At 69.9% G+C, this 15,522-nt stretch carries 16 protein-coding genes; 13 read left to right on the top strand and 3 right to left on the bottom strand.

From position 1 onward, the window contains the following. Positions 1 to 74: 74 nt before the first annotated feature. Both rho and prfA read left to right on the top strand, forming a co-directional pair. A complete protein-coding gene (gene rho, locus CSIV_RS04765; protein WP_083734990.1) occupies positions 75 to 2,198 on the top strand; it encodes a transcription termination factor Rho in 2,124 nt (707 codons plus the stop codon). An 18-nt stretch (positions 2,199 to 2,216) separates the two neighbouring features. Further along, positions 2,217 to 3,293 (top strand): peptide chain release factor 1, encoded by a 1,077-nt coding sequence (prfA, locus tag CSIV_RS04760; protein WP_077050624.1) that lies wholly within the window; start codon positions 2,217 to 2,219, stop codon positions 3,291 to 3,293. A gap of 136 nt (positions 3,294 to 3,429) precedes the next feature. Here prfA and CSIV_RS04755 read toward each other — a convergent pair whose 3' ends face one another. After that, positions 3,430 to 4,833, bottom strand: a complete 1,404-nt coding sequence (locus tag CSIV_RS04755; RefSeq protein ID WP_077050265.1) for an amidase — start codon at positions 4,831 to 4,833, stop codon at positions 3,430 to 3,432. Positions 4,834 to 4,872: 39 nt separating this feature from the next. On the opposite strand from CSIV_RS04755, the gene CSIV_RS04750 reads away from it, so the two are divergent. Then, the gene (locus tag CSIV_RS04750) at positions 4,873 to 5,280 is read left to right on the top strand and encodes a phage holin family protein (RefSeq protein WP_077050264.1); all 408 of its coding nucleotides are present in this window, start codon (positions 4,873 to 4,875) and stop codon (positions 5,278 to 5,280) included. 6 nt (positions 5,281 to 5,286) lie between these two features. On the opposite strand, the gene epsC is transcribed toward CSIV_RS04750, so the two are convergent. Beyond that, positions 5,287 to 5,856, bottom strand: coding sequence for a serine O-acetyltransferase EpsC (gene epsC / locus CSIV_RS04745; protein ID WP_077050263.1), 570 nt, complete (start codon positions 5,854 to 5,856; stop codon positions 5,287 to 5,289). Between the two features lies 1 nt (position 5,857). Then, complete coding sequence (cysK, locus tag CSIV_RS04740; RefSeq protein WP_077050262.1) at positions 5,858 to 6,796, bottom strand: cysteine synthase A; 939 nt, start codon at positions 6,794 to 6,796, stop codon at positions 5,858 to 5,860. 99 nt (positions 6,797 to 6,895) lie between these two features. On the opposite strand from cysK, the gene prmC reads away from it, so the two are divergent. The 10 genes from prmC to CSIV_RS04690 all read left to right on the top strand — a co-directional run bounded on the left by prmC (position 6,896) and on the right by CSIV_RS04690 (position 15,521). After that, a complete protein-coding gene (gene prmC / locus CSIV_RS04735) occupies positions 6,896 to 7,780 on the top strand; it encodes a peptide chain release factor N(5)-glutamine methyltransferase (protein WP_077050261.1) in 885 nt (294 codons plus the stop codon). A 39-nt stretch (positions 7,781 to 7,819) separates the two neighbouring features. Next, positions 7,820 to 8,560, top strand: a complete 741-nt coding sequence (locus CSIV_RS04730; RefSeq protein ID WP_077050260.1) for an L-threonylcarbamoyladenylate synthase — start codon at positions 7,820 to 7,822, stop codon at positions 8,558 to 8,560. Further along, positions 8,557 to 9,732, top strand: a complete 1,176-nt coding sequence (locus tag CSIV_RS04725; protein WP_077050259.1) for an MraY family glycosyltransferase — start codon at positions 8,557 to 8,559, stop codon at positions 9,730 to 9,732. Before CSIV_RS04730 ends, CSIV_RS04725 begins: the two co-directional genes overlap by 4 nt. Then, positions 9,729 to 10,217: a hypothetical protein gene (locus tag CSIV_RS04720; RefSeq protein WP_077050258.1), complete on the top strand. Its 489-nt coding sequence runs from the start codon at positions 9,729 to 9,731 to the stop codon at positions 10,215 to 10,217. The genes CSIV_RS04725 and CSIV_RS04720 overlap by 4 nt, the downstream gene beginning before the upstream one ends. Positions 10,218 to 10,427: 210 nt before the next feature. Beyond that, positions 10,428 to 11,240 (top strand): F0F1 ATP synthase subunit A, encoded by an 813-nt coding sequence (gene atpB, locus CSIV_RS04715; RefSeq protein WP_374114694.1) that lies wholly within the window; start codon positions 10,428 to 10,430, stop codon positions 11,238 to 11,240. A gap of 44 nt (positions 11,241 to 11,284) precedes the next feature. Beyond that, on the top strand, positions 11,285 to 11,521 hold the full coding sequence (atpE, locus tag CSIV_RS04710; RefSeq protein ID WP_077050257.1) for a F0F1 ATP synthase subunit C: 237 nt from the start codon (positions 11,285 to 11,287) through the stop codon (positions 11,519 to 11,521). Between the two features lie 31 nt (positions 11,522 to 11,552). Further along, positions 11,553 to 12,113, top strand: coding sequence for a F0F1 ATP synthase subunit B (locus tag CSIV_RS04705; protein WP_077050256.1), 561 nt, complete (start codon positions 11,553 to 11,555; stop codon positions 12,111 to 12,113). Continuing rightward, positions 12,113 to 12,904: a F0F1 ATP synthase subunit delta gene (locus tag CSIV_RS04700; RefSeq protein ID WP_077050255.1), complete on the top strand. Its 792-nt coding sequence runs from the start codon at positions 12,113 to 12,115 to the stop codon at positions 12,902 to 12,904. The genes CSIV_RS04705 and CSIV_RS04700 overlap by 1 nt, the downstream gene beginning before the upstream one ends. Positions 12,905 to 12,965: 61 nt before the next feature. Continuing rightward, on the top strand, positions 12,966 to 14,597 hold the full coding sequence (gene atpA / locus CSIV_RS04695) for a F0F1 ATP synthase subunit alpha (protein ID WP_077050254.1): 1,632 nt from the start codon (positions 12,966 to 12,968) through the stop codon (positions 14,595 to 14,597). 24 nt (positions 14,598 to 14,621) lie between these two features. Next, positions 14,622 to 15,521: a F0F1 ATP synthase subunit gamma gene (locus CSIV_RS04690; protein ID WP_077050253.1), complete on the top strand. Its 900-nt coding sequence runs from the start codon at positions 14,622 to 14,624 to the stop codon at positions 15,519 to 15,521. Position 15,522 lies beyond the last annotated feature (1 nt).

Below are 15,522 nucleotides of genomic sequence, written 5' to 3'. Positions count from 1 at the left end.
TGGTGTGAGTCTTCGTCTGCTCTCTTGCGGCGATACCCCGCGATCTGACCATGTTTCATTTCTGAGGAGCACTCGTGGAGTCCATCTCCGAGACCCAGCCCGTTGACGCGCCCGAGGGCGCTGACATCCCCACCGAGGAGCAGTCCACCGCTCCCGCCGACGAGACGTTGTTCGATACGCCCGTCGATGCCGAGGGCGCCGACGCCCCCGCGGACGAGGAGCCCGCCGCCGAGCAGGCACCCGCCGAAGAGGCCGCCCCGGCCGAGGACGCAGCGCCCGTCGAGGCTCCGGCCGCCGACGCCGCGCCCGTCGAGGCCGACGCACCCGCGGCCGACGCCGCGCCCGTCGAGGCCGACGCGCCCGCGGCCGACGCCGCGCCTGAGGTCGAGGCCGCTGCTTCCGACGCCGACGCCGCTCCCGCCGTGGAGCCGGCCGCCGAAGAGGCCGCCGCGGCTCCGGCGGAGGAGCCCGCCGCCGAAGAGGCGCCCGCCAAGCCCGCCCGCGCCCCCCGCAAGCGCGCCCCGCGCCGTGCGAAGAGCACCCCCGCCGACGAGGCGCCCGCCGAGCCCGCCGCCACCGAGGCAGCCGCGGCCGAGGCCGAGGCCCCGGCCGAGACGGTCGAGGCTCCGGTCGAGGAGAGCCCCGCCGCCCGCGCGGAGGCGCCCGAGGTCGTCGCCGACGCGCCCGCCGCCGAAGAGGCCGCCGCCGAGACCCCCGAGGCCGAGGAGAACGCCGAGACCGCAGCCCCCGCCGCCGACGGCGAGTCGGCGGACGAGTCGACCGAGACGCCGTCGCGCAGCCGCAGCCGCAGCCGGTCGCGCAACCGCAACCGCAACAAGGCCGAGAACGCCGATGCCGCCGCCCCGGCGGCGAGCACCCCCGCCCCCGCCGAAGAGGCCGAGGCGCCCGCGCAGAACGGCCAGCAGGCCCAGCAGCAGAACCAGGCGAACAGCCGGAACCGCCAGCGCAACAAGCGCCGCGGTCAGCCCACCACCGGTGACGAGTTCGAGGGCGAGATCGGCGAGGACGACGTCCTGATCCCGATCGCCGGCATCCTCGACGTGCTCGACAACTACGCGTTCGTGCGCACCACGGGATACCTCCCCGGTCCGAGCGACGTGTACGTCTCGCTCGGCCAGGTGAAGAAGTACAACCTGCGCAAGGGCGACGCGGTCGTCGGCTCGATCAAGCAGCCGCGCGAGAATGAGCAGTCCAGCCGTCAGAAGTACAACGCCCTGGTGAAGGTCGACTCCATCAACGGGCTGTCGGTCGAGGACGCCGCCGCGCGCGTCGAGTTCGGCAAGCTGACGCCGCTGTACCCGCAGGAGCGCCTCCGCATGGAGACGGCCCCCGAGAAGCTCACGCAGCGTCTCATCGACCTCGTCGCCCCGGTGGGCAAGGGTCAGCGCGGGCTCATCGTGGCGCCCCCGAAGGCGGGCAAGACCATCGTGCTGCAGCAGATCGCCAACGCGATCGCGCACAACAACCCCGAGGTCCACCTCATGGTCGTGCTCGTCGACGAGCGGCCCGAAGAGGTCACCGACATGCAGCGCACGGTCAAGGGCGAGGTCATCGCCTCCACCTTCGACCGGCCCGCGGAAGACCACACCACGGTCGCCGAGCTCGCCATCGAGCGCGCGAAGCGTCTCGTCGAGCTCGGTCGCGACGTGGTCGTGCTGCTCGACTCGATCACCCGTCTCGGTCGCGCCTACAACCTGTCGGCGCCCACCTCGGGCCGCGTGCTCACCGGTGGCGTGGACGCGTCGGCGCTGTACCCGCCGAAGCGCTTCTTCGGCGCGGCGCGCAACATCGAGAACGGCGGATCGCTCACGATCCTGGCCACCGCTCTGGTGGAGACCGGCTCCAAGATGGACGACGTGATCTTCGAGGAGTTCAAGGGCACCGGCAACAGTGAGCTGCGTCTGAACCGCCAGCTCGCCGACAAGCGCATCTTCCCGGCCGTCGACGTCAACGCGTCCTCGACCCGGCGCGAAGAGATGCTGCTGTCGCCGGACGAGGTCAAGATCACCTGGAAGCTGCGTCGTGCCCTCGCGGGTCTCGACCCCCAGCAGGCCCTCGAGGTCGTGCTCGGCAAGCTCAAGGAGACGCAGTCCAACGTCGAGTTCCTCGTCCAGATGCAGAAGTCGATCCCGGCTCCCGCGCGCGGAGACAACGGGCACGACAACGGCATCCGCTGAGCCGTGTCGGATTCCGGCATCCTCGAGTCCGTCCGCGGGCTGATCGACGAGCACCGGCAGGTCGAGCTCGAGCTGAACGACCCCGCCGTGCACGCCGATGCGGCGCGCGCGAAGCGGGTCAACCGGCGCTACGCCGAACTGAACCGGATCGTCCACGCCTACGAGGCGTGGCAGTCCGCGGCGGACGACCTGGATGCCGCGCGCGAACTCGCCCGCGAGGACGAGGCCTTCGCCGAGGAGGTGCCCGCGCTCGAGCAGCGGTGGGCGGAGAGTCAGGAGCGGCTGCGTCGCCTGCTGATCCCGCGCGACCCGGACGATGCCCGCGACGTGATCATGGAGATCAAGGCGGGCGAAGGCGGCGCGGAGAGTGCCCTGTTCGCGGCCGATCTGCTGCGGATGTACCTCCAGTACGCGACATCCATGGGCTGGAAGACCGAGCTGCTCGAACGCAACGAGTCCGACCTCGGTGGTTACAAGGACGTCCAGGTCGCGATCAAGGGATCCTCGAGCGACCCCGCGCAGGGCGTCTGGGCGCACCTGAAGTACGAGGGCGGTGTGCACCGCGTGCAGCGCGTGCCGGCGACCGAGTCGCAGGGACGCATCCACACGTCCACGACCGGGGTGCTCGTCTTCCCCGAGGTAGACGAGCCCGAAGAGGTCGCGATCGACCCCAACGACCTGAAGATCGACGTGTTCCGTTCGTCGGGCCCGGGCGGCCAGTCGGTGAACACCACCGATTCGGCGGTGCGCATCACGCACGTGCCGACGGGGATCGTCGTGTCGATGCAGAACGAGAAGTCGCAGCTGCAGAACCGCGAGGCCGGAATGCGCGTGCTGCGCGCCCGGCTGCTCGCCAAGCAGCAGGAGGAGCGCGACGCGCAGGCCGCCGATGCGCGCCGCTCGCAGATCCGCGGCATGGACCGCTCCGAGCGCATCCGCACCTACAACTTCCCCGAGAACCGCGTCGCCGATCACCGCACCGGGTACAAGGCGTACAACCTCGATCAGGTCATGGACGGCGCCCTCGGCCCGATCATCGAGTCGGCGATCACCGCCGACGAGGAAGCGCGCCTCGCCGCACTCTCCGAGGGCTGATGCTCAGGTCGGCGGCGCCCCCTTCGTGCGTGTCGCGTACACAACGAAGGAAAGCTGTCCCCGGCGGGGCAGAAACCGCTGTCTCTCGCGGACCGGTTCCCGATTCTCCTTCGTTGAGTCCGCGCCGGATGCAGGCTCAGGCGTCCCACGCGGGCGGGTGGGGGAGCGGGCCTCGTCGCCGCTCCAGCTCGGCGCCGAGAGCCAGCAGCGTCGCCTCCCCGCCGGGGCGTCCGATCAGCTGCACCGAGACCGGGTGCCCCGTCGCGTCGACGGTCACCGGGAGCGTGAGGGCGGGCAGCCCCGCCACGTTGACGAAGCTCGAGTACGGTGCGTACTCCACCTGCATCGCGAAGGTGCGCTCGGGATCGTGGCCGGCGTACCCGCCGACGGGCTGCGGAGGCTGGGCCAGGGCGGGGGTCAGGACGGCGTCGAAGGCCGCGAAGTCGGTGATCGTCCGCCGTTCGAACGCGCGCGCCTCGGTCAGTCCTCCGAGCAGCTCCGGCGCCGAGAGCGCCCGGCCCTCCCTCACGAGCCAGGCGGTGAGCGGCTCGACGAGGTCCATGTCGTCGGCGCTCAGCGGGATGCGCGCAGCGCTCGCGCGCCACAGCACGCGGAACAGGGCGGGATAGCCGACCGGATGCCAATCGGCATCCGTGACGGGGTGTCCGGCGTCGCTCAACCAGACGGCCGCCGTCTCGAACGCCGTACGGGCGGCGGGGTCGAGGACGATGTCCTCGTCGTCGTCCCAGGGGGAGACGGTCGTCGCGCCGATCCGATACGTCCCGGATCCGGTGCGTGCGGCACGGACGAAGGGGCCGTGCCCCGGGGCCGCCGTCGCGTAGGGGAACGGCGCGAGCCCCACGAGCGCGTCCAGAAGCAGGCCTGCGTCCTCGACGGTGCGGGCGATGGGACCGGTGACGGACAGCCCGTCGGGGGAGTCGAACCCCGACCCGATGGGCAGCCGTCCGCGTGACGGCTTGAGCCCCACGACGCCGACGGTCGCCGAGGGGATGCGGATGGAGCCGCCGCCGTCCGATCCGACCGCGGCTGGGAGGAGTCCCGCGGCCACGGCCACGGCGGCACCCCCGCTCGAGCCGCCCGCACCGGCCTCGGGGCGCCAGGGGTCCCGCGCGGGGGCGTGGATGAGCGGTTCCGTGAAGCCGGTCAGACCGAACTCCGAGGTGCTGGTCTTGCCGAGGCTCACCGCGCCCGCGGCATCCATCGCCTCCGCGAGGGCGTCCGAGACCGCCGGCACGTGGTCGGCGCGGGCGCGCGATCCGTACCGCGTGGGGACACCCGCCCGCGCGACGAGGTCCTTCTCCGCCGAGGGCACGCCCCAGAGCGGGCCACGGTGTCCGCCCCCGTCGAGCGCGGTGGCGCGCGCCAGCGCGGACTCCGCGCTGACTTCGGCGAAGGCGCCCAGATCGGACGCGTGAGCGATGCGGTCGATGTAGTGGGAGGTCAGTTCGACAGGCCCGATCCTGCCGTCCCGGAGCGCCGCGACCTGTGCGACGAGGGACAGATCGTGCAGGCGCGTCATTCTTCGAGCCTAGGCCCGTCGCTCCGCTAACCTCGCAGCATGAAGACCCGGTTGCTGCGCGTGCTCGTCTACCTCGCCTCGGCGGCGGCGGGGCTCGTGCTCGCCGACCTGTTCGTCGGCGGCTTCCGGATTTCGTGGCTCGACTGGTGGGGCTTCCTCGTCGCGATCGTCGTCTTCGCGATCGTCCAGAGCCTCGCGACGCCGCTGGCCACCCGGTTGGCGCAGAAGCACGCTCCGCTCCTCCTCGGGGGGATCGGCATCATCGCGACGTTCGTCTCACTGCTGGTCGTGGTGGTGCTGCCCTCCGCGGGCGTGCGGATCACGACCGCCGCTGCCTGGTTCCTGGCGCCGCTCGTCGTGTGGATCGTGTCCGCCGTCGTGACGTGGGTGCTGACAGTCGTCCTGATCGACCGGCGGGCCCGGACGCTGCCGTCGACGACGCGCTGAACCCGATCAGATCCAGTATTCGGGCGCGGTGAGCAGCGCTCGGGTGTCGTCGCTCGACCGGCGCGCCCGCGCTTTCGCCGGGACCCCGACCAGCACGCTCTCGGGGGCCGCGTCCCGGGTCACCACGGCGTTGGCGCCGACGAGGCTGTGGGCCCCGATCGTGATCGGGCCGAGGATCTTCGCCCCCGCCCCCACGGCCACACCGTCGTGCAGCGTCGGATGGCGTTTGCCGCCCTCGCGCTGGCGTCCCCCGAGAGTGACGCCGTGGTACAGCATGACGTCGTCGCCGACCTCGGCCGTCTCACCGATCACGACGCCCATGCCGTGGTCGATGAAGAAACGGCGCCCGATCGTCGCGCCGGGGTGGATCTCGATGCCCGTGAGCCATCGCGTGACCTGCGAGATCGCCCGAGCCGGGAACCGCAAGCCCCGCAGCCACAGGCGGTGCGACACGCGGTACGACCAGACGGCGTGCAGGCCGGGGTAGAGCAGAGCGATCTCGAGGCCGCCACGGGCGGCCGGGTCGCGGAACTTCGCCGCGGCGACATCCTCGCGAACGCGGGAGAGGGCCCCCACGTCAGTTGTCGCGCAGGTCTTCGTACAGGGCGGTGGAGAGGTAACGCTCGCCGTACGAGGGGATGATGACCACGATGTTCTTGCCCTCGGCCTCGGGGCGACGTGCGATCTCGAGAGCGGCCCAGATGGCGGCGCCGGAGGACATGCCCACCAGGATGCCGTCCTTCGCCGCCGTTTCGCGGGCCAGCCGGATGGCGTCGTCGAACTCGACGTCGATGACCTCGTCGATGATGCTGCGATCGAGGATCGCCGGGACGAAGTTCGGTCCGATGCCCTGGATCTTGTGGGGGCCGGGGTGGCCCTTGGTGAGGATGGGGGAGTCGGCGGGCTCGACCGCGACGACCTTCACACCCGGGACGCGCTCCTTCAGCACCTGACCGACTCCGGTGATGGTGCCGCCCGTGCCGATCCCGGCCACGAAGTAGTCCACCTTGCCGTCGGTGTCGCGCAGGATCTCCTCGGCGGTGGTCTTGCGGTGGATCGCGGGGTTCGCCTCGTTCTCGAACTGGCGGGCCCAGACGGCGCCGGGCGTTTCGGCGACGATGCGCTTGGCCTCCTCCACCGCGAACGACATGCCCTTGGTGGGGTCGGTGAGCACGAGCTCGGCGCCGAACGCCCGGAGCAGCACGCGACGCTCCTTCGACATCGACGCGGGCATCGTCAGGATGACCTTGTATCCGCGCGCCGCGCCGACCATGGCCAGCGCGATACCGGTGTTGCCGCTGGTGGACTCCACGAGGGTGCCGCCGGGCTTGAGCTCGCCGGAGGCTTCGGCGGCGTCGACGATCGCGATGCCCAGGCGGTCCTTGACGCTCGAGGCGGGGTTGTAGAACTCGAGCTTGGCCAGGATCTGGCCCCCGGCGCCTTCCGCGACGCGGTTGAGGCGCACCAGCGGGGTGTCGCCGAACGCGGAGGTGATGTCGGAGTGGATGCCGGGCATGGCTCGCCTTTCGCCGTCGGTCGGATCGCGACAATCCTAGGTGAGCGGCCGGACACCGCGGCCGTGTGTGACGCTGCGCGACTAGGCTCGGGAGCCGTCATGCCCGAGCCCGTACCCTTCGCCCCGTCCCCCGTCGCCGACGTCGTCCGTGCCACCGCCGCGCGCTTCGCCGCCGCGGGCATCCCCGACCCCCAGGTGGATGCCGAACTCCTCGTCGCCCACGTCCTGTCCACGTCGCGCGGGGGAGTGCAGGCCGCCGCCGTCCGCGGCGATCGTCTGTCCGCCGATGCCGCGGCGGCCCTCGCCCCGCTCGTGGACCGGCGCTGCGCGCGCGAGCCGCTGCAGCACCTCACGGGGCTCGCCCCCTTCCGGTCCCTGGAACTCGCCGTCGGACCGGGGGTCTTCGTCCCGCGCCCCGAGACCGAGATGGTCGCGCAGCTCGCGATCGACGCCCTGCGCGCGGCGGCACCCGGATCGCCGATCGCCGTGGACCTCGGCACCGGCAGCGGAGCCATCGCCCTCGCCCTGGCGACCGAGGTCCCCCACGCGCGGGTGTTCGCCGCCGAGAACTCCGTCGACGCGTTCATCTGGACGAAGGAGAACGTCGCCCGCATCGGCGCGACGAACCTCACGCTCGCGTTCATCGACCTCGCCGATGCGTTCCCCGAGCTCGACGGAACGGTCTCGGTCGTGGCATCCAACCCTCCCTACGTCCCGGACGACGCGATCCCGCGCGACCCCGAGGTGCGGCTGTTCGACCCGCCGGCGGCCCTGTACGGCGGACCGGACGGGCTGGATGCCGTGCGCGTGCTGAGCCGCGTCGGTCTGCGCCTCGCGCATCCCGGCGGCACCATCGTGATCGAGCACGGCGAGTGGCAGGGCGCCGCGATCCGCGAGATCCTCACGGCGGACGGGTGGCGGTCCGCGGCGACCCACCCCGACCTGACGACGCGCGACCGCGCCACGACCGCCGTCCGCCCCTGACCGCGCAGCGGTCCGCGTCTCGGTAGACTGTCGCCCGACATGTCACCCGTCTACGACTGCCGTGACGAGTCGCAGCTGCTGTCCGGGATGCGCCATGCGCGTCAGGCGATCGGCCGAGGCGAACTCGTCGTGCTCCCCACCGACACCGTCTACGGCATCGCCGCGGACGCGTTCAACGCGCGCGCCGTCGCGGGCCTGCTCGAGGCGAAGGGACGCGGACGGCAGCAGCCGCCGCCGGTCCTCGTCCCCGGCGTCGGTACCCTCCGTGCTCTGGTCGCCGAGGTGCCCACCGCCGTCGACGACCTCGTCCACGCGTTCTGGCCCGGCGGGTTGACCATCGTCCTGCCCGCGCAGCCGTCCCTGTCCTGGGACCTCGGTGACACGCACGGCACCGTCGCGGTCCGCATGCCCGCGCAGAACCTCACGCTCGAGCTGCTCGAAGAGACCGGGCCGCTAGCGGTCTCCAGCGCCAATCGCACCGGAATGCCCGCTGCGGTCAGCATCGACGAGGCGCGCGACATGCTCGGCGACAGCGTCGCCGTCTACCTCGACGCCGGACCCAGCGAGTGGGGCCTCGCCTCGACGATCGTGGATGCCACGTCCCTCGTCGGCGGGAGCGAGCCGCTGATCCGCGTGCTCCGCGAAGGCACGATCTCCCGCGCGCGTCTGCGCGAGGTGCTGGGCGACCTGCTCGAGCCGGATCCCGAGACGGGCCCCGCCGACGGTGCCGCCTCGTCGGCGCCGGACACCGCCGCGGATGCCGAGGCGCCGGGTCCGTGACCCAGTACCTCCTCACCATCCTGTTCACGGCGGCGGTGACTCTGGCCCTGTCGTGGGTGGTGTGGAAGTTCGCCCTGCGCTTCCGGTTGTACCCCGGTATCAGGGATCGCGACGTGCACAAGACCCCCACTCCGCGCCTCGGCGGGGTGGCGATGTTCCTGGGCGTCGTCGCGGCCTTCGCGCTGTCGAGCCGGAACCCCTACTTCGCGATCTTCTGGACCGATCCCGTGCCGGTGCTGTCGCTGCTGGGCGCGGTCCTGCTCATCGTCCTGGTCGGGGTCGTCGACGATCTGTGGGATCTCGACTGGATGATCAAGCTCGGTGCGCAGTTCATCGCCGCGGGCATCATCGCGTGGTTCGGGCAACTGCAGATCCTGTCGCTGCCGATGGGGGCGCTCACGGTGGGGTCGAGCTGGGTGAGCTTCCTCCTGACCGTCTTCGCGCTGGTCGTCGTCATGAACGCCGTCAACTTCATCGACGGCTTGAACGGTCTGGTCGCGGGCGTCTGCCTCATCGCCAACGGGGTGTTCTTCGCCTACTCCTACCTGCTCGTGCGCGATACCGGCGCGAGCACGTACTTCAACCTGGCATCCTTCATCGCCGCCGTCCTCATCGGAGCGTGTCTCGGATTCCTGCCGATGAACTGGACGCCGGCCAAGCTGTTCATGGGGGATTCCGGAGCACTCATGCTCGGCCTGCTGATGGCCAGTTCGGCCGTGGCCATCACGGGGCAGCTCGACCCGGCCGTCCTCGACCCGGAGCAGCTCGGCCGCTCCCAGCTGCTCGGTGCCTTCATCCCGATCCTCCTGCCCGTCGTCATCGTGCTGCTGCCGTTGCTGGACTTCGGGCTCGCCGTCATCCGGCGCCAGTGGGCCGGACGCTCGCCGTTCTCGCCCGACCGGAAGCACCTGCACCACCGCATGCTCGACATGGGGCACAGCGACCGCGACGCGGTGCTCATCTTCTACGCCTGGACGGCCGTGGTCAGCCTGTCGTTCCTCCTGATGTACATCGGCACGCAGCAGAGCTGGCCCGGCGACTACTGGATCGGCATCGGCTTCGGTGCCGTGGGCGTCGCGGCGTGCGTCGTGCTGACCCTGCTTCCCTCTTACCGTCCCTCGCGTCGGCGTGCCCGTCGTGCGCAGCCCGCATCCCCGGAGACCTCCTCATGACCACCGCTTCCCCCGCCGCCCGCCGTCCCCTCTCGAGCACGCCGTTCCTCAGAACGGCGTTGGTCTGGGGCGGGATCGTCACCGCGGTCCTCCTCGTGGCCGGCGCCGTGATCGGTTTCGCCGTGGCCGGCCCCGGAGGAGTGGGGAGCGCGGTGTCCGGCGTCGGCGTGAGCGCCGTCTTCCTCGCGGTGACGGCCGCGAGCATCCTCATCGCCAACCGCTGGTTCGGCGATCCGCTCTACGTCCCGATCTTCTTCGGCATCGTGCTCGGCGGGTGGCTGCTCAAGCTCGTGCTGTTCATCGTCGCTATCGTGATCCTGCGCGGCCAGGACTGGGTCGATCCGAAGGTGTTCTTCGTGGCCCTGGTCGTCAGCGTCATCGCCTCCCTCGCGGTCGACGTCGTCGTGCTCCTGCGGATGCGCGTGCCCAGCGCCAGCGACGTGGACCTGCCGACCGATCCCGATGAGGGCGACCGTCGCGCCTGACCCTCTATAACCCGGGGTTCTCGTACCGCGGGCACGTTAGTCCGTCGGCGAGACGAACGATCGGCCGAGACTCATGGATCAGCCGGGAGTTTGATAGGGTGGGGTAAGTACCCACCCGCGACGGGGACTCTCCCCAGACTCGCACTTCGGGTGCCATCACCGACCATCGTCGCAACGGTTCACACCGATGCCCCGAAGCTGGAGCCAGCGCTGTCCACTCAAGCTGCGACCCTGATCACGAACTTCGCGTCTGCGGGTGCGGAGTTCCATCCGCCCTCCATCAACGAGTTCTTCCCTGACGCGGTCCTGTTCGAGGGCACGATCTTCGCGATCACCCGCATCAACCTGGTGCAGATGCTGGCCACCGCCGTGCTGGTCATCCTCTTCGTGGTCGGCACCCGTCGCATGAAGCTCGTCCCCGGGCGCTTCCAGAGCGTCGTGGAGATGGGGCTGGACTTCGTCCGCGTCAACATCGCGGAAGACCTACTCGGTCGCAAGGACGGTCGCCGCTTCCTGCCGATCCTCACCACCATCTTCTTCATGGTGCTGTTCATGAACATCACGGGCATCATCCCCGGCCTGAACATCGCCGGTACCAGCGTCATCGCCGTTCCGCTCCTGCTCGCGATCGTGGCGTACGTCACCTTCATCTACGCGGGTGTGAAGAAGAGCCCCGGCAAGTTCTTCCGCAACGCGCTCATGCCCTCGGGCGTGCCGTGGCCGCTGTACATCATCATCATCCCGCTCGAGTTCCTCTCGACCTTCATCATCCGACCGATCACGCTGACACTCCGTCTGCTGATGAACATGATCGTCGGCCACCTGATGCTGGTCCTCTTCTTCGCCGCCACCCAGTTCTTCGTCTTCGGCCTCGGCGGCTGGTGGACGGCGCTCGGCGCAGGAACCCTGGCGTTCGGCTTCGCCTTCACCCTTTTCGAGATCCTGGTGGCTTTCCTCCAGGCCTACGTTTTCGCAATTCTCACCGCGGTCTACATCCAGCTCGCGGTCGCGGAAGAGCACTGAGCGGCCCGGCGCACGCCGAGCCACCCAACCGAAAGGAAAAACCCGTGGACGCAACTACGGTTCTCGCCCAGGTCACCGGTTCCATCGCCACCGTCGGCTACGGCCTCGCCGCCATCGGCCCGGCCATCGGCGTGGGCATCGTCGTCGGCAAGACGATCGAGGGTGTGGCCCGTCAGCCCGAGCTGGCCGGTCGCCTGCAGGTCCTGATGTTCATCGGTATCGCCTTCACCGAGGCGCTCGCGTTCATCGGTATCGCGACCGGCTTCATCTTCGGCTTCTGATCCGGCGCACGATCTACGTAAAGGAGACGAGATGCTGAGTGCTCTTGTCACCCTCGCCGCCGAACCCGCCGGCGAAGAGGCGCACAGCCCGCTGATTCCGGCTGTCTACGACATCGTCTGGTCGTTGGTGTGCTTCGTCATCATCCTCTTCGTGTTCTGGAGGGTCGTCCTGCCCCGCATGGCGAAGCTCCTCGACGAGCGTGGTGCCGCCATCGAGGGCAACATCGCCAAGGCGGATGAGGCGCAGCGTCAGGCCGAGGCCGCGCTGGAGCAGTACACCGCTCAGCTCGCCGAGGCCCGCAAGGAAGCCGGCGAGATCCGCGAGGCCGCCCGCGAGGACGGCAAGAAGATCGTCGCCGAGGCGAAGGAAGCCGCTTCCTCCGAGGCTGCACGCCTGACAGCCGCGGCGCACGCGCAGATCGAGGCCGAGCGTCAGTCGACGCTGGTGTCGCTCCGCGCCGAGGTCGGCACGCTCGCGGTCGACCTGGCCGGCAACGTCATCGGTGAGACCCTCTCCGACGATGCCCGCGCGCAGGCCGTGGTCGATCGATTCCTCGCCGAGCTCGAGGCATCCGAGAAGGCGGCCCAGTAATGGGCAGCGCGACCACTCAGGCGCGGACCGCGACGGCGGAGGCGCTCACGAACGCCTCCGGTGTCGACCTCGACGTCGCCCGCGAGCTGTTCGCGGCCGTCGGCGCCGTGAACGGGTCGGCGCAGCTGAGCGGCGCGCTCTCCGATTCGTCGGCACCGGCTGCCGCTCGCAGTGCTCTGGTGACGGCCGTCTTCGGCTCCGCGTACCGTGAGACGACCGTTTCGCTTCTGCGCCGTGCGGCGGAGCAGCGGTGGTCGACCGCGGCGGAGTTCGTGGACGGGCTGGAGGAGTTGGCCGTGCGTGCTGCCACCGTCGCCGACGCGTCGGTGGACATCGAAGGAGAGCTGTTCCAGTTCTCCCGCACCGTCGCCTCCAACGGCGAACTCGAGCTCGCCCTGGGCGGTCGCCTGGGCGACGCGTCCGGCAAGGCGTCGCTCGTCTCGACGCTGCTCGACGGCCGTGCCAGCGCCCCGACCGCGCTCATCGTGTCCTCGCTCGTGCAGAACGCGCGCGGTCGTCGCGTCCGGTCGCTCCTGCGCCGGGCGGAGTCGATCGTCGCCGATCAGCGCTCGAGCATCGTGGCCACCGTCTACGCGGCGGCGCCGTTGAACGACGCGCAGCAGACGCGACTCCAGAACGCGCTCTGCGCGCGTTACGGGTCGGCGGTCAGCCTCAACACCGTGATCGACCCGACGGTGGTCGGTGGACTGCGCGTGCAGGTCGCCGACGACGTCATCGACGCGAGCGTGTCCGCACGTCTCGCCGACCTTCGCCAGCGCATCGCCGGCTAAGACTTTCCCGCCCGAGCGGGTGGAGATCTGGGGGCTCGCGCCCCACGAACGAAGGAAGACAATGGCAGAACTCTCTATCAGCCCCGACGTCATCCGTGACGCGCTGAAGGACTTCGTCAACGCCTACGAGCCGACGGGCGCGGGTGCGACCGAGGTCGGCACCGTCGTCGATGCGGCTGACGGCATCGCCCACGTCGAGGGACTGCCCGGCGTCATGGCGAACGAACTCATCCGCTTCGCGGACGGCACCCTGGGCCTGGCCCAGAACCTCGACGAGCACGAGGTCGGCGTCGTCGTCCTCGGCGAGTTCTCCGGCATCGAAGAGGGCCAGAGCGTCACCCGTACCGGCGAGGTCCTCTCGGTCGGCGTGGGCGACGGCTACCTAGGTCGCGTCGTCGACCCGCTGGGCAACCCGATCGACGGTCTCGGCGAGATCGCGACGGAGGGGCGTCGTGCCCTCGAGCTCCAGGCGCCGGGTGTGATGCAGCGCAAGAGCGTGCACGAGCCGCTCCAGACCGGCATCAAGGCCATCGACGCGATGATCCCCGTCGGTCGCGGCCAGCGCCAGCTCATCATCGGCGACCGCCAGACCGGTAAGACGGCCATCGCGATCGACACGATCATCAACCAGAAGGCCAACTGGGAGTCGGGCGACGTCAACAAGCAGGTCCGCTGCATCTACGTCGCCATCGGCCAGAAGGGCTCCACGATCGCTTCGGTCAAGGGCGCCCTCGAAGAGGCCGGCGCGATGGAGTACACCACCATCGTCGCGGCCCCCGCGTCCGACCCCGCCGGCTTCAAGTACCTCGCGCCCTATACGGGTTCGGCCATCGGCCAGCACTGGATGTACGGCGGCAAGCACGTCCTGATCATCTTCGACGACCTGTCGAAGCAGGCCGAGGCTTACCGCGCCGTTTCACTGCTCCTGCGTCGCCCGCCGGGCCGCGAGGCGTACCCCGGTGACGTCTTCTACCTCCACTCGCGTCTGCTCGAGCGTTGCGCGAAGCTGTCCGACGAGCTCGGCGCCGGTTCGATGACGGGTCTGCCCATCATCGAGACCAAGGCCAACGACGTCTCGGCGTACATCCCGACCAACGTGATCTCGATCACCGACGGCCAGATCTTCCTCCAGTCCGACCTGTTCAACGCCAACCAGCGTCCCGCGGTCGACGTGGGTATCTCGGTCTCGCGCGTCGGCGGCGACGCCCAGGTCAAGTCGATCAAGAAGGTCTCGGGAACGCTGAAGCTCGAGCTGGCGCAGTACCGCTCGCTCGAGGCGTTCGCGATGTTCGCGAGCGACCTCGACGCCGCGTCGCGCCGTCAGCTGGCCCGTGGTGCGCGTCTGACCGAGCTGCTGAAGCAGCCGCAGTACTCGCCGTACCCGGTCGAGGAGCAGGTCGTCTCGATCTGGGCCGGTACCAACGGCAAGCTCGACACCGTCGAGGTGTCCGACGTGCTCCGCTTCGAGCGCGAGCTGCTGGACTACCTGCGGCGCAACTCGACCGTCCTCGACACGCTGCGCGAGACCAACGCGCTGGGTGACGACACCGTCGCCGAGCTCGAGAAGAAGATCGACGAGTTCCTCCTCGAGTTCCAGCCGGGTGACGACCAGGGCGTCGTGGGTGCCGAGCAGGTCGACGCCGCCGAGGCCGAGGACGTCAACCAGGAGCGAATCGTCAAGGGCCGTCGCTAACAGCGACGACACGAGAACGGAATCATGGGCGCACAACTGCGGGTCTACAAGCAGAAGATCAGTTCTGCTCAGACGACCAAGAAGATCACGAAGGCGATGGAGCTCATCGCGGCTTCGCGCATCCAGAAGGCGATGGCGCGTGTGCGCGCGGCGTCGCCCTTCGCGCGAGCCGTGACGAGCGCCGTCTCCGCGGTGGCCACGCACTCCTCGATCGACCACCCGCTGACGACGGAGCGCGAGAACATCCGTCGCTCCGCCGTGGTGATCTTCACCTCCGACCGCGGCCTCGCCGGCGCGTTCAACTCGCAGATCCTCCGCGAGGGTCTCGAGCTGGCCGAGCTCCTGCGGACGCAGGGCAAAGAGGTCGTGTTCTACCTCGTCGGGCGCAAGGCCGTCGGCTACTTCCAGTTCCGCCGCATGCCGAGTGCAGCGCAGTGGGTCGGCGACACCGACACACCGCAGTTCTCGACCGCGGAGGCGATCTCGGATGCCGTGCTCCAGGCCTACCGCGCCGGGGGAGAGAACGACGGCGTCGACGAGATCCACCTCGTTTACAACCGCTTCGTCAGCATGATGACGCAGTCTCCCGAGTCTGTTCGTCTGTTGCCGCTCGAGGTTCTCGAGGCGGACGAGGCCCCCGCCCAGGCGGAGGTCTACCCCCTCTACGAGTTCGAGCCCGACGCCGAGACCGTGCTCGATGCGCTGCTGCCGGTGTACATCCAGAGCCGCATCTTCAACGCCCTCCTGCAGTCCTCCGCGGCCAAGCACGCCGCAACGCAGAAGGCGATGAAGTCGGCCAGCGACAACGCCGACAAGCTCATCACCGACTACACCCGCCTGCGCAACAACGCGCGTCAGGCGGAGATCACGCAGCAGATCGCCGAGATCGTCGGCGGCGCCGATGCTCTGTCATCCGGCAAGTAAG

The organism is Microbacterium sp. CSI-V (assembly GCF_001984105.1).
Lineage (GTDB): Bacteria > Actinomycetota > Actinomycetes > Actinomycetales > Microbacteriaceae > Microbacterium.
This window is presented reverse-complemented; position numbering and strand designations above follow the sequence as displayed.